This window comes from Lentibacter sp., from assembly GCF_029254145.1.
GTDB lineage: Bacteria > Pseudomonadota > Alphaproteobacteria > Rhodobacterales > Rhodobacteraceae > Lentibacter.
Genome location: NZ_JAQWYD010000118.1, coordinates 1 through 18505 on the forward strand (window position 1 = coordinate 1; position 18505 = coordinate 18505).

Annotated in this window: 22 protein-coding genes; 9 read left to right on the forward strand and 13 right to left on the reverse strand. The window is 51.8% G+C overall.

What is annotated here, in order from left to right; translation table 11 throughout:
* The 8 genes from bchZ to dxs all read left to right on the forward strand — a co-directional run.
* A partial coding sequence (gene bchZ, locus P8O11_RS13545) for a chlorophyllide a reductase subunit Z (RefSeq protein WP_300294942.1) occupies positions 1-1411 on the forward strand: 1411 nt, incomplete at its 5' end.
* Between the two features lie 26 nt (positions 1412-1437).
* Positions 1438-1644, forward strand: a complete 207-nt coding sequence (pufQ, locus tag P8O11_RS13550; protein ID WP_300294976.1) for a cytochrome PufQ — start codon at positions 1438-1440, stop codon at positions 1642-1644.
* A gap of 132 nt (positions 1645-1776) precedes the next feature.
* A complete protein-coding gene (gene pufB / locus P8O11_RS13555; protein ID WP_300294943.1) occupies positions 1777-1932 on the forward strand; it encodes a light-harvesting antenna LH1, beta subunit in 156 nt (51 codons plus the stop codon).
* Positions 1933-1945: 13 nt separating this feature from the next.
* A complete protein-coding gene (pufA, locus tag P8O11_RS13560) occupies positions 1946-2116 on the forward strand; it encodes a light-harvesting antenna LH1, alpha subunit (protein ID WP_300294944.1) in 171 nt (56 codons plus the stop codon).
* 120 nt (positions 2117-2236) lie between these two features.
* Positions 2237-3067: a photosynthetic reaction center subunit L gene (gene pufL, locus P8O11_RS13565; protein WP_300294945.1), complete on the forward strand. Its 831-nt coding sequence runs from the start codon at positions 2237-2239 to the stop codon at positions 3065-3067.
* Positions 3068-3081: 14 nt separating this feature from the next.
* On the forward strand, positions 3082-4008 hold the full coding sequence (gene pufM, locus P8O11_RS13570; RefSeq protein ID WP_300294946.1) for a photosynthetic reaction center subunit M: 927 nt from the start codon (positions 3082-3084) through the stop codon (positions 4006-4008).
* Between the two features lie 27 nt (positions 4009-4035).
* The gene (gene pufX / locus P8O11_RS13575) at positions 4036-4275 is read left to right on the forward strand and encodes an RC-LH1 core complex protein PufX (protein ID WP_300294947.1); all 240 of its coding nucleotides are present in this window, start codon (positions 4036-4038) and stop codon (positions 4273-4275) included.
* A 198-nt stretch (positions 4276-4473) separates the two neighbouring features.
* On the forward strand, positions 4474-6393 hold the full coding sequence (gene dxs / locus P8O11_RS13580; RefSeq protein ID WP_300294948.1) for a 1-deoxy-D-xylulose-5-phosphate synthase: 1920 nt from the start codon (positions 4474-4476) through the stop codon (positions 6391-6393).
* Here dxs and idi read toward each other — a convergent pair.
* The 3 genes from idi to chlG are packed head-to-tail and all read right to left on the reverse strand — an operon-like array spanning position 6390 to position 9021.
* Positions 6390-6920 carry an isopentenyl-diphosphate Delta-isomerase gene (idi, locus tag P8O11_RS13585; RefSeq protein WP_300294949.1) on the reverse strand — a complete coding sequence of 177 codons (531 nt, stop codon included), beginning with the start codon at positions 6918-6920 and terminating at the stop codon, positions 6390-6392. The genes dxs and idi overlap by 4 nt on opposite strands.
* Positions 6920-8098: a geranylgeranyl diphosphate reductase gene (locus P8O11_RS13590; RefSeq protein WP_300294950.1), complete on the reverse strand. Its 1179-nt coding sequence runs from the start codon at positions 8096-8098 to the stop codon at positions 6920-6922. Before P8O11_RS13590 ends, idi begins: the two co-directional genes overlap by 1 nt.
* A 23-nt stretch (positions 8099-8121) precedes the next feature.
* On the reverse strand, positions 8122-9021 hold the full coding sequence (chlG, locus tag P8O11_RS13595; RefSeq protein ID WP_300294951.1) for a chlorophyll synthase ChlG: 900 nt from the start codon (positions 9019-9021) through the stop codon (positions 8122-8124).
* Between the two features lie 137 nt (positions 9022-9158).
* Between chlG and P8O11_RS13600 the strand changes: the two genes are divergently transcribed.
* Positions 9159-10112, forward strand: a complete 954-nt coding sequence (locus P8O11_RS13600; protein WP_300294977.1) for an NAD(P)H-binding protein — start codon at positions 9159-9161, stop codon at positions 10110-10112.
* On the opposite strand, the gene hemA is transcribed toward P8O11_RS13600, so the two are convergent.
* From hemA to bchL, 10 genes are read right to left on the reverse strand one after another with little or no spacing between them, the layout of a single operon-like run.
* On the reverse strand, positions 10109-11323 hold the full coding sequence (gene hemA, locus P8O11_RS13605; protein ID WP_300294952.1) for a 5-aminolevulinate synthase: 1215 nt from the start codon (positions 11321-11323) through the stop codon (positions 10109-10111). The genes P8O11_RS13600 and hemA overlap by 4 nt on opposite strands.
* Positions 11313-12119, reverse strand: a complete 807-nt coding sequence (gene puhE, locus P8O11_RS13610; RefSeq protein ID WP_300294953.1) for a putative photosynthetic complex assembly protein PuhE — start codon at positions 12117-12119, stop codon at positions 11313-11315. Before puhE ends, hemA begins: the two co-directional genes overlap by 11 nt.
* Positions 12119-13243, reverse strand: coding sequence for a magnesium-protoporphyrin IX monomethyl ester (oxidative) cyclase (gene acsF / locus P8O11_RS13615; protein ID WP_300294954.1), 1125 nt, complete (start codon positions 13241-13243; stop codon positions 12119-12121). Before acsF ends, puhE begins: the two co-directional genes overlap by 1 nt.
* On the reverse strand, positions 13240-13536 hold the full coding sequence (locus P8O11_RS13620; RefSeq protein ID WP_300294955.1) for a hypothetical protein: 297 nt from the start codon (positions 13534-13536) through the stop codon (positions 13240-13242). Before P8O11_RS13620 ends, acsF begins: the two co-directional genes overlap by 4 nt.
* A 27-nt stretch (positions 13537-13563) precedes the next feature.
* Positions 13564-13980: a photosynthetic complex assembly protein PuhC gene (puhC, locus tag P8O11_RS13625; RefSeq protein ID WP_300294956.1), complete on the reverse strand. Its 417-nt coding sequence runs from the start codon at positions 13978-13980 to the stop codon at positions 13564-13566.
* A gap of 56 nt (positions 13981-14036) precedes the next feature.
* Positions 14037-14672, reverse strand: coding sequence for a photosynthetic complex putative assembly protein PuhB (gene puhB / locus P8O11_RS13630; RefSeq protein ID WP_300294957.1), 636 nt, complete (start codon positions 14670-14672; stop codon positions 14037-14039).
* 57 nt (positions 14673-14729) lie between these two features.
* Positions 14730-15503, reverse strand: a complete 774-nt coding sequence (gene puhA / locus P8O11_RS13635; RefSeq protein WP_300294958.1) for a photosynthetic reaction center subunit H — start codon at positions 15501-15503, stop codon at positions 14730-14732.
* A 17-nt stretch (positions 15504-15520) separates the two neighbouring features.
* Entirely contained in the window at positions 15521-16948 is a 1428-nt protein-coding gene (locus P8O11_RS13640) for a PucC family protein (RefSeq protein ID WP_300294959.1), read from the reverse strand.
* The gene (bchM, locus tag P8O11_RS13645) at positions 16945-17607 is read right to left on the reverse strand and encodes a magnesium protoporphyrin IX methyltransferase (protein WP_300294960.1); all 663 of its coding nucleotides are present in this window, start codon (positions 17605-17607) and stop codon (positions 16945-16947) included. Before bchM ends, P8O11_RS13640 begins: the two co-directional genes overlap by 4 nt.
* Complete coding sequence (gene bchL, locus P8O11_RS13650; RefSeq protein WP_300294961.1) at positions 17607-18503, reverse strand: ferredoxin:protochlorophyllide reductase (ATP-dependent) iron-sulfur ATP-binding protein; 897 nt, start codon at positions 18501-18503, stop codon at positions 17607-17609. Before bchL ends, bchM begins: the two co-directional genes overlap by 1 nt.
* Positions 18504-18505 lie beyond the last annotated feature (2 nt).

Here is an 18505-nt window from a genome sequence, read left to right on the forward strand (position 1 = left end):
TGCCTTTTGCTCGGTTAAGGGCTTGCAGTGCGTGATCGATGGTCCAGTGGGATGTGAAAATCTGCCCGTGACATCTGTTCTACACTATACTGATGCGCTGCCGCCTCATGAATTACCCATCGTTGTGACGGGTTTGGGAGAAGCTGAAATGGGCGCCGGTACCGAGGAATCCATGAAGCGCGCTTGGAGTTTTCTGGACGCTGCATTACCTGCAGTTGTTGTAACGGGTTCAATCTCCGAGATGATCGGGGGTGGGGTTACTCCGCATGGCACCAATATCCAGCGTTTTTTACCGCGCACAATCGACGAAGATCAGTGGGAATCTGCTGACCGTGCAATGGCTTGGATCTTCACCGAATTCGGAATGACCAAAGGCCGCATGCCGCCTGAGAAAAAGCGCGAGGAGGGTGCTGCCCCCCGCGTCAACATCCTTGGGCCGATGTACGGAACTTTTAACATGCCATCAGACCTACATGAGATCCGCCGACTTGTCGAAGGCATTGGTGCGGACGTAAATATGGTTATGCCGCTGGGGAGCCATGTCGCTGAAATGCGCAATCTGGTGAACGCGGATGTGAACATTTGTATGTACCGCGAATTCGGTCGCGGCTTGTGCGAGTTGCTGGGAAAACCCTATTTACAAGCACCCATTGGCATCGATAGCACTACAAAGTTTCTGCGCACTTTGGGTGAGATGCTGGGGCTGGACCCAGAACCATTCATTTCACAAGAGAAACACTCTACGATAAAGCCGGTCTGGGATTTGTGGCGCTCTGTCACACAGGATTTCTTTGCCACTGCATCTTTTGCGATTGTCGCAAACGAGACTTATGCACGCGGCTTACGCAAGTATCTAGAAGATGATTTGGGGTTGCCCTGTGATTTTGCAATATCGCGTGTGCGTGGCAAAAAAACTGACAATGATGTTGTGCGCGCACAACTGCATGCAAAACGGCCTCTGATTGTTTTGGGATCCATAAACGAAAAAATGTATCTGGCTGAGTTAAAAGCGGGCTTTGGCCCTGCACCCTCGTTCATTCCTGCCTCGTTCCCCGGCGCGGCTATCCGGCGCGCCATTGGAACTCCCTTTATGGGTTATGCAGGGGCCACCTATCTGTTGCAGGAAGTATGTAACAGTTTGTTTGACGCCTTGTTTCATATTTTGCCGTTGGGCACTGAAATGGACAAGACGCCAGCCACGCCAACTGCGCTGCGCCGTGACTTTCCGTGGGACATAGATGCGCAGAACCGACTGGATGAGATCGTCGAAAGTCATCCAGTCATAACACGTATTTCTGCTGCTAAGACACTGAGAGATGTTGCTGAAAAGCGCGCCCTCGAACAAGGTGCCGAACGGGTTTTTGTGGAAATTGTGGAAAGTCTTCAATCAGAAAGAGGAGTAATTAAATGACTGTTTCAAGACAACATTCCAAACACATGTCATTTGGGCGAAAGCACCAGCGCAGGTCCCGTACTGAGTATTCATTTTATTTTGCACTTATTTTTTTAGCTGCATTGCCGATATGCATATTGCAGTGGGTTTACGCGCTAGTAACAACCACTGACAGATTGAACATCGGTCCAGTCCGCCGCGCTTGGAGCGAGGCACAGTCTGTTACACCACGGATATTCTGGGCATATTAAAGCCCTAGAAAACAGGACCAAAGATCCGCTGTCGCCCAATCTGGGAGAAGTGGCACACGGCAGGGGATGAGCCCTTGTCTTACCCGGCCGCAGGGGTTTTGCGGCGTCGGTACATATTTTCAGGAGAAAACCATGGCTGATAAAACTGACCTGAGCTTCACAGGTCTCACAGACGAGCAAGCTCAAGAGTTGCACTCGGTCTACATGAGTGGGTTTGCGATCTTCACGACTATTGCAATCGTCGCTCACGTGCTGACGTACATCAAACTTCCTTGGTTTGCTTGGTAAGGAGACCAAACACATGGCACAGTTCTACAAAATCTGGCTGATTTTTGATCCCCGCCGCGTCTTCGTGGCACAGGGTGTGTTTCTGTTCCTGTTGGCAGTGATGATACATCTCGTTCTGCTCAGCAATCCAGAAACCAACTGGTTCAACCGCGCTTTTGGTGACGCGGCTGTCGCAGCTGAATAATCCAGCTTACTTAAAGCCGCTGTGGGCGAGGCCTGAAAATGATTTCGCCCGCAGCAACCTAGGCATTATTTATTAACGCGGTGGCCGTTGAAGGGTGACCGTTTGATAGGGAGATAGAAGATGGCAATGCTCAGCTTCGAAAGGAAGTACCGGGTCCAGGGAGGGACCTTGTTGGGTGGTGACCTGTTCGATTTCTGGGTGGGTCCCTTCTATGTTGGTTTCTTTGGTGTCACGACGCTATTTTTTGCAGCACTTGGGACTATTCTAATATTTTACGGGGCAGCTCTCGGTGATACATGGAATCCGTGGCTGATTTCGATAAATCCTCCGGCACTGGAGGTTGGATTGGGCGTTGCTCCATTGGCTGAGGGAGGTCTTTGGCAAGCCATCACCATCTGCGCAACATTTGCGTTTCTCAGCTGGATGATGAGGGAGGTCGAGATATCCCGTAAACTGGGGATGGGGTATCATGTCCCCTTTGCATTTGGCATCGCAATTTTAGCTTATGTCACTTTGGTTATTATTCGCCCTATTTTGCTGGGTGCATGGGGACACGGATTTCCATATGGAATTTTTAGCCACCTCGATTGGGTGAATAATGTGGGTTACTCTTATGGCAACTTCCATTACAATCCTGCGCACATGGTGGCTATCACGTTTTTCTTTACAACCTGCTTTGCGTTAGCACTTCACGGGTCTCTTGTGTTGTCAGCGGTAAATCCGGGCAACGGTAAGACGATGACCACACCCGATCACGAAGATACTTATTTCCGTGATCTTATAGGTTATTCGATAGGTCCGTTAGGTATCCACCGTTTAGGCTTGTTTTTGGCACTAAATGCCGTGATTTGGAGCGCTATCTGTATAGTTATATCTGGGACAATCTGGTTTGACAGTTGGTCAAGCTGGTGGGACTGGTACGCAAATTTACCCTGGTGGGCTGACCTTTAGGAGGAGGTAAGGACATGGCTGAATATCAAAATATCTTTACACAAGTTCAGGTTCAAGGACCCCCTGAAATGGGTTTGACTCCAACTGGATCATTGGCGCGGGAACGTACAAAATCAGCGACGTTCTCTAGCCTTCTGGGTTTGTTTGGCAATGCACAACTTGGTCCCATCCATCTGGGGGCGTTCGGTGTGGTTTCTATTGCAACTGGTTTAATCTGGTTTCTCATCGTTGGCATGAACTTTTGGATGCAGGTTGACTATTCACCAGCTCTTTTTTTGCGCGAGTTGTTCTGGCTCTCTCTTGAGCCTCCTGCCGAGGAATATGGCCTTGGCTTTGCTCCGTTAAACGATGGAGGATGGTGGCTCATTTCATCTTTTTTCTTGCTGGTCTCAGTCCTATCGTGGTGGGTTAGGACCTACCTTAGGGCTGAAGAGTTGGGCATGGGAAAACATGTCAGCTGGGCTTTCGCCAGCGCGATCTGGCTCTTTCTAGTACTGGGGCTATTTCGCCCAATCCTGATGGGATCATGGTCAGAAGCAGTGCCTTACGGTGTTTTCTCGCACCTCGACTGGACCAATCTGTTTTCGTTGACCTATGGTAATTTATTTTACAATCCGTTTCATGCACTTTCGATTGCCTTTCTTTATGGATCTGCACTGTTATTCGCGATGCATGGTGCAACTATTCTGGCTGTTAGCCGGTATGGTGGTGAACGTGAGATCGAACAGATTGTGGACCGTGGTACAGCATCTGAGCGCGCTGCCTTGTTCTGGCGGTGGACCATGGGTTTCAATGCCACCATGGAAGGGATTCACCGTTGGGCATGGTGGTTTGCTGTACTCACAACCCTCACGGGGGGAATTGGAATTCTGTTGACGGGCACCGTTGTTGATAACTGGTTTGTTTGGGCACAGGCACACGGCTATGCGCCGCTTGATTAAACCGCTCTAAGCCAAAGGAATAAGATTATGAGCGATCAAAACGACTATTTGAGAACAGGCGGGGACAGACGCTTCAGGCTACGCGCCGATGGGCTTTCACTGATGCTAAAAGGGGCGGGTTATGCAGTGGTTTTTTGTTTGGTAATCTCGTTTGGACTTACTGCGCTCGTCTGGGTTGGCAAAATGCTGCCCGAGCAATCTCGTGAAACACCGGACCCGTCTCCTTTTTCATTCAATTTGACTGAAGAAAAGTTCACAAGGGTATAAAGTTCGTTGCTAGCCGTCATGCTTTAGGCTGGCGACCATGTATTCCGGCTCTCTAAGTCCCTTAGGGGCTGGAAAAGTTGGGACCTTTATGTCCTGACCGTTCCTGTTGGCTACGGGAGGCAGATGATGGTTTCTTGCGTGCTGTGCCTCATCTGTTCCGAGCCAACGCGCAAATTCCATACAACAAGGATGACATTGATGTCCCGTCCCACCACACCGGTACTCGACCGCATCGCAGGTCCGTCAGACCTTAAGTCTCTGAGTGATTCTGATCTCAAACGCCTTGCGGATGAACTTCGCACCGAAGTCATTGACGCTGTATCGCAGACAGGTGGCCATTTGGGATCATCATTGGGTGTTGTAGAATTGACTGTTGCTCTTCATGCTGTGTTTGACACCCCGCGAGATAAACTGATTTGGGATGTTGGCCATCAGTGTTATCCACACAAAGTCTTAACCGGTCGGCGTTATCTAATGAAAACGCTTCGGCAGGAAGGGGGACTTTCGGGTTTTACCAAGAGAAGTGAGTCTGAGTTTGACCCCTTTGGTGCAGCGCATTCTTCTACCTCTATCTCGGCTGCGCTTGGCTTTACTGTAGCGCGCGACATGGGCCAGCCTACTGGTGATGCGATTGCAGTGATTGGGGATGGTTCGATCTCTGCAGGTATGGCCTATGAGGCGCTAAACAATGCAGGTGCCATGGGTCGACGCATGATAGTCATCTTGAACGACAATGAGATGAGCATTGCGCCGCCTGTAGGAGCCATGTCTAAATATCTCTCAGGGCTATATTCTTCACAGATTGGCACTCTGAAAAAGGTGACAAAAGGGTTTGAAGCGGCACTAACTGACCCTTTACGGGACAAAGCAAAACACCTGCGCCAAATGGTAACTGGATCAAGTGGTAGCCGTGGTACGCTGTTTGAAGAACTTGGCTTCCAGTATGTCGGCCCTATTGATGGGCATGATATGGGCCTACTATTGGGCGTCTTACGCTCGGTTAAAGTTCAAACAACCGGCCCAGTCTTGATTCATTGTTGTACAATAAAGGGTAAAGGGTATGCACCTGCCGAAAGATCAGTAGACAAATATCATGGTGTTGGGCGGTTTGACGTAGCGACTGGTACGCAAGCGAAAGCGAAAGCGAATGCCCCGAGTTATACGAGTGTTTTTGGTAATGCACTGACTCGGCTTGCTAGTCTGGATGCAAAAATCGTTGGTATTACCGCCGCTATGCCTGCAGGCACCGGGATGGATATTTTTGCGGATAAATTTCCAGCACGTATGTTTGATGTAGGCATTGCGGAACAGCATGGTGTGACTTTTGCTGCGGGTTTGGCGGCGGGTGGGCTTAAGCCATTTTGTGCTATCTATTCTACGTTTTTACAACGTGGTTACGACCAGATCGTCCATGACGTGGCTTTGCAAAATCTACCTGTTCGTTTTGCGATTGACCGCGCTGGATTGGTGGGAGCGGACGGTGCGACACATGCTGGTGCATTTGACATTGGGTATTTATGTGCGTTGCCAAACATGACTGTGATGGCTGCTGCGGATGAGGCTGAGCTGGTACATATGATTGCTACAGCTGCAGCCTATGACAAGGGGCCGATCGCGTTCCGCTATCCGCGCGGTAGTGGTACGGGAGTAGAAGTGCCAGAGATTGGTGATGTGTTGGAAATTGGACGTGGACATGTGGTGCGCGAAGGGACGGATATAGCTATCCTGTCCTTTGGCTCGCATCTAGGAGAGTGCCTAAAAGCTGCTGAGCTGATGGCTTTACAAAATGTCTCTGTCACGGTAGCCGATGCCCGCTTCGCCAAACCGCTGGACCGTGCGTTAATCCGGAAACTGGTTAAAGACCATCATGCACTGATCACAGTAGAGCAGGGCGCACAGGGTGGTTTTGGTGCGATGGTGCTGCACGATCTGGCACAGGATGGACTGCTGGACGGGGATCTGGCAATCCGGACAATGACATTACCTGACCGCTTCATCGACCATGCGGACCCTGATGCGATGTATGCCGATGCGGGCCTGACGGCGACTGACATCGCCGCTACTGCAATGCAGGCTACAGGTGTCGTTTTGCAAAAGATGGAAAGATCAGAATTCTAGATCGCTGCTTTGTCGCCAAAAATCATATCGGCGTGGGATGATAGATATATCCGCAGCCATGGAGTGAAAAGCTGTGGCATCTGCGTGATTTGCGCCACTAACGCATGGTGCGGCACCCACCTACTCGACATTACTTCGTCAGGGTTTGCGTGCGTTGGTATGTAAGTGTCAACTTGCGCTATAAAGACGTCCACAAGCTCGTGCTCGATCAAGCCATCACCTACATCTGCGCGGTATTCAACCTGCCCACGATGCTCTAGTGGTAATCCATTGATTCCCAGTTCTTCGTTCAGTCGGCGCCGAGCGCAATCGGCAGTGTCCTCACCCCAGTCGGGATGCGTGCAGCAGGTATTCGCCCAAAGACCTGGGGTGTGGTACTTGCAAAGTGCGCGTTGCTGGATCAAAATTTCTTGCCCATGCAGAACAAAAATTGAGACTGCTTTGTGCCGTAAACCGCGTTGATGAGCCGCCAACTTTTCAACGGGCTGTAACGCACCGTTCACCCAAGCAGGGATCATGATAGCCATTAGACGCGTGTAGCGGGAATCATCCGCGTCAGATGTGCCAGATTTTTGATACCGATTCTGAGATGGGCCATAGGCCGCGCCTTGACTAGACGTTTGTTCATATAGGCCTCGAAAGTAAGTTTCTGAACGTCAACATCATGACAGAGCGAGACGAAACGCTCGCGTCGTTCGTCGCTGCGATAATAAGCATTCTGCATAGCTCCCAGAACTTTGAAAACATTTTTATGCTCGCGCATAAACAGTTTACGGGCGAGCTGTAGATCACGCGTGTGGCCAGTCACAAGGCAGGCACTGGCCGCAGTGGCCGCAACACGGCCGCCAACCATTGCGTAATAAATACCTTCCCCTGAGGACGGGGCGACGACGCCTGCCGCGTCACCGGCTAGAATCACATCGCGGCCATTGTCCCACTTATCCATTGGGTGTAGGGGGATAGGCGCACCTTCACGTCGGAGTGTTAGGCACTCGGTCAGGCCTGCGCGCGCGCGTAGTTCTGCCGTGGCATTTTTCAGGTCGACACCTTCAATGCCCGTACCCATGCCAACGCTGACAGATTTGCCATGCGGGAAAACCCAACCGTAGAAATCGGGCGAGATAACTCCATCATAGATTACGTCACAGCGTATTGGATTATAGGCAGCACTGGTGGTGGGAGCCTCGATGATCTCATGATAGGCGATCACGTAGTTGATCTTCTCGCCTCCTGGAACTTCGGCTTTAGCCACGCCCGAGCGCGCACCATCTGCGCCGATCACTAGTCGCGTGTGGAGGGACCGCTCCTCACCGCTGGTCTTGTCGCGGTATACAACATGGGTGCCATCACCGTCACGATCGATGCGTAGATAGGTACCAGTATAACGTTTTGCTCCTGCAATCTCAGCACGCTTCCGTAAGAATTCGTCAAAATATTCGCGGTCAACCATACCAACAAAACCGTCTTCGATGGGAATATCCACATTGCGACCGGTTGGCGAGATCATCCTTGCGGTCTTTATTTTGGCAACGATCTGGTTGTCGGGGATTAGGAAATCGTTAATGAGGCGGGGTGGAATGGCGCCGCCGCAGGGCTTGATCCGTCCATCCCGATCCAGCATGGCTACGCTGTGCCCAGAGCGCGTAAGGTCTTCTGCCGCGGTAGCGCCTGATGGCCCTGCGCCAATAACAACAACGTCGAACATTTTGTGCCCTCCTGAAGTGGGGTTCATGCCATAGCCCTGAGGGCAAAGGCGGCTACCATCATTCCTGAGACGTAGAGCGTAACGCCCGTGCCATTGTACCATGGTGCAAATGCTTTTGCGTCGCGCAGCAGCACGGTCATCGCCAAGATCTGACCTGCCAGCAACAGCGTTATAGCCGCAGCGTAAATTGGCTTATCCCACATCAGCATAAGCGCAATCACAGCGACCTGCGGAAGAGCCATTATCCAGCAGGCAATACGCGCTGCACGTTCTGGCCCCAAGGTGACGGGTAGCGAGTTTATACCTGTCTGGCGGTCCCCCTTCAGTGCTTTGAAGTCATTGAGGGTCATAATCCCATGTGCGCCAACGGCATACAGTGCCGCGATAATAATCACTGGCCAGCTAGGTGCGCCGAAAGACAGAACGGCGGCCCCTGTGAACCAAGGTAAACCTTCATAACAAAGGCCGACAAGTCCAGGCCCCCACCAGCCTGAGCGTTTCAAACGCACAGGCTCGGCCGAATAGGCCCATGCCGCGAACACACCAAAGATGGTAGCACCGAAGCCCCAAGAACCGAGCTGCCATCCGACGGCCAGTGCCAGCGCAGACATAAATACCGCTATCCACAAGCCCCAGCGGCCGGGGATCCGGCCTGAAGGGATAGGGCGGTCTGGTTCGTTTATAGCGTCAACGTTACGATCGCACCAGTCATTGGCCGCCTGACTCATCCCGCACACGATGGGGCCGGCCAATAGTACACCCAGAAACAACAGATCCCATTGTCCCTCCGGAGACGCCCCTGAAGAGACTGCGCCGCATAAATACGCCCACATAGGCGGAAACCATGTGATAGGTTTAATGAGCCAGAGGATTGCCACAGGTTCAGGCAGGGTCCGGATCGAAAGGGGGCTGGAATCTGTCATAGTGTAAGTTTAGACTGACACCAGTGTTGTAACAAGATAAATAACTCTGCAAATAGATAATGAATACTAACAACAATGGTGTGAGGCCTAGTGTACACATTGATATCCGTTTTTCTAAGCGTAATAGGACTGTTTTGATGAGGGCCTATCAGCATCCTGCTTCCCTACGGGTGTTGGTCTTTGGAGCGACAGGTACTGCGGGGCAGGGGGTTGTCCGCGCACTATCTGCACAAGGTCAAGTCGTAACATGTTTTGTCCGCACACCCCGTGCAATTGAAGGCGATATAATCGGCGATGTGACTGGCCGAATAGATGCCGGAATTAATAGAAATTTTGATGTTGTAGTGTCTTGTCTCGCCTCACGAAGCGGTGCGCCGGATGATGCTTGGGCTATAGACTACCGTGCTCATCTAAGAATACTTGATTTGGCTCAACAGGTTGGTGCTAAGCACTTTATCCTGCTGTCTGCAATATGTGTGCAAAGACCGCTGTTGCCCTTCCAGCATGCAAAGTTGGCATTCGAAGCGGCTCTGATAGCCTCAGGTATAACTTATTCCATCGTTCGTCCGACTGCGTTTTTCAAATCACTATCAGGGCAGATCGACCGTGTTCGGCATGGCAAAGCGTTTCTAGTTTTTGGAAATGGGGTACTAACTGCGTGCAAGCCAATCAGCGATGATGATCTAGGCCGTTTCATTGCTGGGTGCATCACAGATTCTGGAAGACACAACCGTATACTGCCTATTGGCGGACCGGGTGTGGCTATAACCCCAATAGAGCAAGGAAATATGCTGTTTGCGCTGACGGGGATGCCTCCGAAATTCCGGTACGTGCCTGTGAGGATGTTGGAAGTTATCCAGCAAGGGCTGTCACTTGCGGGCAAGGTCAGTCCAAAACTCGCGGCCAAAGCGGAGTTGGCGCGGATCGGGCGGTACTATGCAACTGAATCAATGCTGGTGTTGGATACTGCCACTGGTCGCTATGATGCTGACGCTACGCCTTCAACCGGGGCGGATACGCTTGAGGCGTATTACGCTAGTGTAATTGCCGGCAACACACAGGTGTATCGTGGCGAACACGCTGTCTTTTAAGCTACGGCGTGGGCAATGGCACATTGTTTCCAAAGTGTTTTCAGCGCGTTGACCAGATGGTCGATATCATCATTTGAATGTAGCGGTGACGGCGTAAAGCGCAAGCGCTCTGTGCCTTTTGGAACAGTTGGATAATTGATAGGCTGCACGTAGATGTCCCATTCCAGCATCAGGTAGTCTGCCAACATTTTGGTCTTGACCGGATCACCGATAATCACGGGAACGATGTGACTGTCGTTTGCCATATACGGAATGCCATGATGGTCCAGTGCAGCGCGCAAGCGCGCAACCTGACAGCGCTGGCCTGCGCGCTCGGACTGGCTAACTTTAAGGTGTGCGATAGAGGTCCGTGCAGCTGCTGCAACGGCAGGGGGAAGGGCTGTGGTGAAAATAAAACCGCTGGCGAAAGAGCGGATGAAATCACATAGCACCTTGGAGCCTGTAATATAGCCACCAACACAACCGAATGCCTTACCTAATGTTCCCTCAATAAGAGTGATACGGTTCGTCAGCCCTAGCTCTTCCGTGACACCGCCGCCACGAGGGCCATACATGCCCACTGCATGCACCTCATCTATATATGTCATGGCGCCATACTTTTCGGCTATTTCAACAATTGCCTCGATGGGGGCAATGTCACCATCCATGGAATAGACGCTCTCGAAGGCGACGATTTTGGGATACTCTTCTGGGAGCGCACGGAGCTTCATTTCCAGATCATGCACATCATTGTGCTTCCAGATGACTTTATGTGCGCGTGAATGTCGGATGCCTTCGATCATTGACGCGTGGTTGCCTGCATCGCTAAGGATCACACAATTTTCGAGACGACTGCCCAGCGTAGCCAGTGTGGCCCAGTTGGAGATATAGCCTGAGGTGAAAATCAGTGCTGCCTCTTTACCATGCAAATCTGCCAGTTCTCTCTCCAACAACAAGTGATCGTGGTTTGTGCCGGAAATGTTACGCGTACCGCCGGCGCCGGTACCGGTACGATTCACTGCCTCGCACATAGCTGCAATCACAGCAGGATGTTGGCCCATGCCCAGATAATCATTCGAACACCAGACTGTCACATCCCGCTGCTCGCCGTTTAAATGACTTGTGGCCTTTGGAAACTTGCCGGCCTTACGCTCAAGTTCTGCGAAATAGCGATAATTGCCGTCATTCTTCAGTGTATCTATTTGAGCCTGAAAAAGTGTGTCAAAGTTCATTGGAACCTCCTGTCTTGGAATTAGTTGGCAACGTAGGCAACATCCAGCGCCAGAGTTTTGCATCGGGAAGTGGAATAACCATCAGCCAGTGTTCAAGAGTTGCAAGCGCTGATAGGGCGGTAAGAAGAGCAAAACCAACAACCTCAGGAGGCGTCTGTGCTGCGATCAGGCGCTCGGCGAAACAGCCGGTTGCGACGCTTAGGAAAGTTACGCCAATCCCGAAAGTGGGGGTAACATTTCCCTGTCTAAAATAGGTTTTGAGATGGGTCAGTGGCGTCGGAATAAATTCTGTATTGATCCGTGGCACCCCGAAAAACAGGTTCAGTTTTGCTGAGATCCGCGCGACCAAAAGTACCACATAGGCCCACAATCCGAACAGGTTTTCACTGCCCATAGAGGCGATTGTTACAGCCACTAATCCTGTCAACAGCAGCATTTCGTGATACGATAGCGTATGCCATGCCCGCTTGAACCGCGCACAGCCACTCAGACCGGCAGGACAGGGCCGTGTTTCGGGGCCGGTGATCACTCCCGTCAGAAAGGCCAGCTCTATCCAGCCCCAAATCAGCAGGGCCGAGGTGAAAGAGATGTAGGTGTTTGCTACAGTCAACGTATGCGTAGACATCACCAGGCCCGCAACGCCCAAGGCAAGCAGTGGTACGCTTACTACCACGGCTGCTTGGTGAGCCCCCTGAAGGGCTCTATCTGCACGCCGCACCACAAGCAGGATGATCCCTGTAAAGAACCACCACGCGAATATGGCAAAAACCGCTGCTATCCATGGTGAGGCAAACATTAGTATAACGGGTTAAGACGTGGGTTTGCGGGAACGGTGTTTTGTTGTGCAGGGATAGTTAGTATGGCGATAAACGCGGTTGCTGCCTTGGCAATACCAGTCATTCGACTAATAAACCCCTTGATGCCGCCGCTTGCTTTGGCTTTTGCAATCTGACAGCTCGCCGATTCCATACGGTCCAGATTGGGACGCCAACGCGGATGATCAATGTCTAGGGTCAGCGGGAAAATTTGTTTAGTTATCTCGGAGGTTTTGCGGAACACTTCCTGCCCATACCATGTCACATCTACCCCCAATGTATCGTGGAACACTGGGCGTTGGTGGTCCCTGATCCACATCGTGGAATAGACAGCCGTAAGGAAAAACTTAATCCAGAGTTTATTGATGCCGCTTGTTAGCTTTGGATCAGTTTTCATAAGCAGGGCAAAGGCTTCGCCGTGGCTGAATTCATCATTGCACCATTCGCGGAACCATTTGAAAATGGGGTGAAACCGCTTATCGGGGTGGTCCTCCAAATGGCGGAATATCGTGATGTACCGAGCATAGCCGATCTTTTCTGAAAGGTATGTAGCATAATAAATGAACTTAGGGCGGAAATAGGTGTATTTCTTTTGCTGTGTCAGAAAGCCGAGGTTCACGCGGATGCCAGCCTCGCGCAGCGCATCGTTGATAAAGCCTGCGTGTCGCGCTTCGTCGCGCGCCATCAGCTGGAACAGCTCGGTGATGTCCTTGTTGGACCCGCGCCGCTTCATTTCCTTGTAGAGCACGCAGCCCGAGAATTCAGCAGTACAGCTGGAAATCAGAAAGTCGATGAATTCAGCCTTAAGTTTCGGCTCCATGCCGTCCCAGTCTACATCGTCCCAGTCTTCATTTTTCTTGAAATGGCCTTTGTTTGGATCAGCTTTCATCTGCGCAATCAGTGCGTCCCAATCGGCGCGCACGGGTGTCACGTCAATAGCGTCCATCTCGTCAAAGTCTGTAGTATAGAACCGCGGTGTTAGCAGCGTGTTCTGCATTGCAACTTGTGTTGCCATATCAGAGGTCATCTGGCTATCGAGTGCGTCTTGTGCGGCAATAGCCTCGTCGGCGGTATTGGCAAATGCTGAATGAGTTGGCTTGTTCATGACAGGACTCCTTCAGAAAACGAGAATTCGCACAGTTCCATAAATTCGAAATCACCGGTGGCGCGTGTCCAGGCCCGCTCGACCGTTGAGGCGCGTGTGATAGTTGCGGTGCGCTCTTCGGAAATCACCTCGCCGTATGCTGCCATAATCTCGGGCCCATGGACCAGCACGACATCGCCCGGGCCAATGACGGCGCCGTTATTGAATCTCACATGCGCCGACAATTCTTCGAAGCGGTGCGAGATTGTGACGGTGCAGGGTGCCGTTTCTTTCGTTCGTGTAAGAAGTCCCATAATATCTGTCCCTTTGGCTATGTTAGCTCAGTCAATCAGCCTGGCGAAGGCTGCGACGTTGTCTCGACCGTATCCGATCAATTCGATCTTCCAACCGGTAGTGTCGTCAATCACCGCAATACGTCCGTTCTCACGTCGTACAATTCTCACTGGCATCTCAGATGTTACATCTTGCACAGTGCGCTCACGCATTACTGACATCCAGATTACGTCGATAAACCCTGCTTTGTCTTGTGTTGAGTGAGCGATTTGCTTTCCATTTATGTCTAGAACGGCTACGCCTTCGTTACGCGAACCTTCCAAAGTAACGAATATCTCTTTGATGATATCACTGTGTGGTACCACGGATGTCACTTCACGGCCTGAGATGCGTGCATAGCTGACCAAAGCAACGGCTGCGAACATCATAGTAAACATGCCCCAGACGAGAAATTGAGGTACCATTTCTCGGTCACGATGTTTCATTTGGTTGGCGAGAGAACGTATTTCAGGCATGTGTATTACTCCACTGCAATCGTGCCGAGAGATGGTGTGACGCGGCTAACTTTAGGAATTGAGATGCGAGTTTCGGCGGCGTCGACGAAGATTGCGGCGACATGGTCTGCGTCTGGGATCGCTCGAAACGATGGCTGCGTACGCATAAAGTGCCACGGACGTACATGGGGCCAAGTCATGAGATACGACAGGCGGGCATCGCCGATCATTTCGAAGGTAATCGTGCCCAGACTGGACTTGCGCGTCGTGACTGCGGCATTGCCTATGCAGACATATGGAAGGTTTAACGTCATCGTCAGGGCTGCCCCAATCCGCATGCAAGCGCGTTTATTGGTTAGCGTATAGACAGTGCTGCGCGCCTGAACAGTGGCCACGCCGATTAGCAATAGTCCGGCAACAGCACCTGCCAACAAGAATGGTAGACCCAGTGCCATAGCGGCAGTCAGGGACATCTCGGCAGAAGATATCATGACGCGGCCCAAGGCCAGCGCTGCAAAATAGGCCAGAACCCAGTTGAGGCCCCACGCTTCCTTGGCAAGGCGCAGTCCGTCGGGGCGACCTTGCCACAAAATATGTTCATCCTCAGGTAATGCTTCGGGTAGGCCGCGCACAGGTTCGAAATTGAAATCATCGTGGTGCATTTATCAGTCCCTTATCTGCGTTGTGTCCGGCCCTGGCTAAGAGCCCAACAGAGTGGATTAAAGCTGTGGTTCAAGACGGGCGGGGTCTGCATAAAGTGTACCTCCACCGTAATAAGCCATGATTTTTTCTTCTTCGAGCAGGGTCACTTGATCGGTCCATGAATGCTGTGGAACACCGTCAAAATGCTTGCCATAGATTGAGCGAACGGTCACGCGATCCACTTTGATCTTGCAAAAGTTGATAGGGATCAGCCTTGTTTTTCCTGTACCTTCAGGATTCAGATCCACGGTCAAGTAGCGAACCAACTGTTCAGGAACGTCGACCCACATGTCGACGATACGTCCAATTACTTCGCCATCACCTGCTACAACCACCTTTCCACGTGGATCACGTCCAGCTAAGACTTTAAATTCTGGTAGCGCTTTCATGGGTCTAATTTTTGGGTGGCCATGCGCATCCAGCTCAGGCACATCACGGCGCGGCGCCCATGAGGCGGGACCGACACCTTCAACCATCGGATCACCGATTGGAACAAAAGGAGATCCCCCTGATTTAGATGTCTGGGCGAGGGCTAGTGATGCCCGATCGCCACGTTGACCAGAGGGCACGGTCACTTCACCACGATTATGGGGTAGGATAAATGTTTTGTCCTTAGGCACAGGAAACGGGCCCTGATTTGGGGCGATGGTGCCATCGTCTTGCTCGAGTGGATAGCCTTCGCGCATATTCTCTGTTTGCAAATAGTAAATCAGCAGGGCAAAGAAGACCCAAAACAGCCAGATTGCGGCGCTTGCCAGATCGAAGTTACCAAAAAATTCGTTGCCAACCATGATGGTCTCCTTATTAATCAGGTGGGGAAATCGGGCAGTTCCAACCTGACCGGTCCCTGTGTTGTGATGTTTTTTGCCCGCACAAGCGGACCCAGAGAGATTAGGGTGATAAAGAGCAGTATGATTTCCAACTGGTAGACTGCCGAATAACCCACCGAGGGGCCATTAAGCACCGGCCCAAGCGCCCCACTTATTGCGGCCTCATTCACCATATCGCGCAATCCACCACCGATAAAGATGGACACACCCGCGGCTGTTGCCTGCGCTGCGCCCCAAACCCCGAGGGCCAAACCTCGCCCAGCGTTTCCTGTGATGTCCAAGGTCATGGCCGCAGTCAGCGTCGAGACGGCAAACAATCCGCTACCTGTGCCGATAAGGCCCGCGCCCATGAAAAAAAGAGCTTGCGACGACATCGGTGCCGACAACACGACAAGGCTGAACGCTGTTATTCCCACGACTATTCCACGTCCCGTAATGCGGTAGGGATCAATCCCTCCCGACAACCAGCGCGCAGCCAGAGCCAGACCGAGCAGTGCACCGCCAGACCACATCAAAGACAGCAGTGTAGTGGAGGAAACTGAGAGGTTCAGAATTTCACCGCCATAAGGTTCCAGCAAGACGTCTTGCATATTGAACGCCATCGTTCCAATGAAAATGGTCACTATCAGCCGCGCCACATCTGTGTTTTTGTTGAAATCCGCCCATGCATCCCTGAACGCCGGACGCGGAGCATTCCGCTCTACTTTGGTCATCGGGGACATTTTTTCTTGTTTCCACAAAGCGATAATGTTGAAAATCATCGTCATAACCGCAGCTCCCTGAACAACCTGTACCAGTAGCAGTGCGGTATAATTGCGTAGCAAAGTGCCGATGATAAGGGCTGACATACCCATGCCCAGTAAATACATGACATACAAAAGCGAGACGACTTTTGCCCGGGTTTCCTCGGTTGCGCGGTCAGCAGCTAATGCAAGGCCGGCGGTCTGTGTCATATGCATGCCAAGGCCTGTCAGCAGAAACGCAAGAGCTGCGGTAACTTGTCCGAACATTCCCGCATCAATCACACTATCGCCTGCCAGCACTAGTAACGCTAACGGCATAATCGCCAGCCCACCGAACTGCCAAAGTGTGCCATACCAAAGATATGGTACCCGCTTCCATCCGATGGCAGAGCGGAAGTTATCAGACTGAAAACCTAGAAGGGTCCGGAACGGCGCTATCAGAACGGGAATTGCGATCATCGTAGCGACGATGATTGCGGGCAAAGACAGCTCGACGATCATCACCCGGTTTAGTGTACCAAGCAGCAACACCGCAGCCATCCCCACGGAAATCTGGAACAGCGAAAGGCGTAGCAGTGCACCCAGAGGTAGGCCATCGCTAGCAGCATCGGCAAATGGTAGCATATTCAGCGTTATTGTCTTGACGCGAGCGTTGAACATCATGGCCGAAATTCCAAGGCTTGACTAATGTAGAAACCAGAGGTAACGCGCTTGATGGCGCGAATTTTGCCACTGGTGTGTGCCGCAATCGCAGAGGTTGTATGCGGAACCATGGTGGGGGAGCGATCCTTGCGCGGAAAGAGTTTGCCCATCCGCCACATCGCCATCAGTAGCGGAGTGCGCGGCGCCACGGTAAATATCACACTCCCGACACGGGGGGACAAATTATCAAGAATGCCGCCGATGTCGTCAGCAGCGTAGTAGATTAGACTATCCATCGCTATGATGTGGTCAAACCGACCCAATGCAGGGTCCAGCATATCACCAGATTTAAGGGTGAGACTGCCCACTACGTGATTGGGCTGGCGTTTCTGTGCAATGTCGATAAGGCGTGGAGAGATATCTATGCCAACCACATCCGCACCGCGCTGCGCCAGCTCAACCGCTAGTGCGCCAGTACCACAGCCTGCGTCTAGCAATCGCGCGCCGCTGAGGTCTAGCGGTAGCTGAGCAATTAGAAGATTCCGCATTTGTTCGCGGCCAGCCCGTACCGTTGCACGTATGCCCGACACAGGCGCATCAGATGTCAAGCGCTCCCATGTACGAGTCGCCGTAGTGTCGAAATATGTCTCGACGCGGTCACGGGTGGCTTCGTATGTCATTAATCAAACCCAAGTAGGTCAAAGATCTCACGGTCAGGCAAAGACCGAGGCGCAAGTCCTTCGGTCCCTTCCCACAAGGTAGTAGCTAGGCGGATATATTCTGCTTGCACGGCCGCAATATCGTCATCCAGCTCCATTTCGAACAACGTTTTTTTCTTCAGGCGCGAACGGCGAATGGCGTCTAGATCGGGCAGGTGCGCCAGTCGGTTAAAGCCTACTGTTTTGCAATAGCGGTCTACTTCGTTGGTGTCGTGACTTCGGTTGGCAACGCAGCCTGCCAAACGGACCTTGTAGTTAGCTGATTTAGCCTCGACCGCTGCGATGATGCGGTTCATCGCATAGATGCTATCAAAATCATTAGCGGTTACAATCAGCGCACGGTCGGCGTGTTGCAAAGGTGCTGCAAAGCCACCGCAAACCACATCTCCCAGTACGTCAAAAATCACCACATCCGTGTCTTCCAGAAGGTGGTGTTGCTTTAGCAGTTTGACCGTTTGGCCCACAACATAACCGCCGCAGCCTGTGCCGGCAGGTGGGCCGCCTGCCTCAACGCATTTTACACCATTATAGCCATCGAATACAAAATCTTCAGCGCGCAATTCCTCGGCATGAAAATTCACATCTTTGAGAATATCAATGACCGTGGGGATCAACTGGCCAGTTAGTGTAAACGTGCTGTCATGTTTAGGGTCACAACCTATCTGCAAAACCCGCTTGCCCAGCTTTGAAAAAGCAGCTGACAGGTTTGACGACGTGGTTGACTTACCAATTCCACCTTTGCCGTAGACTGCAAAAACCTTAGCACCTTCGATTTTTGTGCTGTCGTCTTGATGAAATTGGACGGAGCCTTCCCCATCGCCGCCTAAGTTGGGTATGTTTCGATCTAGTGGGCTCATTT

Bases quoted from the DNA above. Each gene is read 5' to 3' on its own strand.
- pufQ (WP_300294976.1), top strand. From the start codon at position 1,438: ATGTCATTTGGGCGAAAGCACCAGCGCAGGTCCCGTACTGAGTATTCA.
- pufB (WP_300294943.1), top strand. From the start codon at position 1,777: ATGGCTGATAAAACTGACCTGAGCTTCACAGGTCTCACAGACGAGCAA.
- pufA (WP_300294944.1), top strand. From the start codon at position 1,946: ATGGCACAGTTCTACAAAATCTGGCTGATTTTTGATCCCCGCCGCGTC.
- pufL (WP_300294945.1), top strand. From the start codon at position 2,237: ATGGCAATGCTCAGCTTCGAAAGGAAGTACCGGGTCCAGGGAGGGACC.
- pufM (WP_300294946.1), top strand. From the start codon at position 3,082: ATGGCTGAATATCAAAATATCTTTACACAAGTTCAGGTTCAAGGACCC.
- pufX (WP_300294947.1), top strand. From the start codon at position 4,036: ATGAGCGATCAAAACGACTATTTGAGAACAGGCGGGGACAGACGCTTC.
- dxs (WP_300294948.1), top strand. From the start codon at position 4,474: ATGTCCCGTCCCACCACACCGGTACTCGACCGCATCGCAGGTCCGTCA.
- idi (WP_300294949.1), bottom strand. From the start codon at position 6,920: ATGGCTATCATGATCCCTGCTTGGGTGAACGGTGCGTTACAGCCCGTT.
- P8O11_RS13590 (WP_300294950.1), bottom strand. From the start codon at position 8,098: ATGTTCGACGTTGTTGTTATTGGCGCAGGGCCATCAGGCGCTACCGCG.
- chlG (WP_300294951.1), bottom strand. From the start codon at position 9,021: ATGACAGATTCCAGCCCCCTTTCGATCCGGACCCTGCCTGAACCTGTG.
- P8O11_RS13600 (WP_300294977.1), top strand. From the start codon at position 9,159: ATGAGGGCCTATCAGCATCCTGCTTCCCTACGGGTGTTGGTCTTTGGA.
- hemA (WP_300294952.1), bottom strand. From the start codon at position 11,323: ATGAACTTTGACACACTTTTTCAGGCTCAAATAGATACACTGAAGAAT.
- puhE (WP_300294953.1), bottom strand. From the start codon at position 12,119: ATGTTTGCCTCACCATGGATAGCAGCGGTTTTTGCCATATTCGCGTGG.
- acsF (WP_300294954.1), bottom strand. From the start codon at position 13,243: ATGAACAAGCCAACTCATTCAGCATTTGCCAATACCGCCGACGAGGCT.
- P8O11_RS13620 (WP_300294955.1), bottom strand. From the start codon at position 13,536: ATGGGACTTCTTACACGAACGAAAGAAACGGCACCCTGCACCGTCACA.
- puhC (WP_300294956.1), bottom strand. From the start codon at position 13,980: ATGGTACCTCAATTTCTCGTCTGGGGCATGTTTACTATGATGTTCGCA.
- puhB (WP_300294957.1), bottom strand. From the start codon at position 14,672: ATGCACCACGATGATTTCAATTTCGAACCTGTGCGCGGCCTACCCGAA.
- puhA (WP_300294958.1), bottom strand. From the start codon at position 15,503: ATGGTTGGCAACGAATTTTTTGGTAACTTCGATCTGGCAAGCGCCGCA.
- P8O11_RS13640 (WP_300294959.1), bottom strand. From the start codon at position 16,948: ATGATGTTCAACGCTCGCGTCAAGACAATAACGCTGAATATGCTACCA.
- bchM (WP_300294960.1), bottom strand. From the start codon at position 17,607: ATGACATACGAAGCCACCCGTGACCGCGTCGAGACATATTTCGACACT.
- bchL (WP_300294961.1), bottom strand. From the start codon at position 18,503: ATGAGCCCACTAGATCGAAACATACCCAACTTAGGCGGCGATGGGGAA.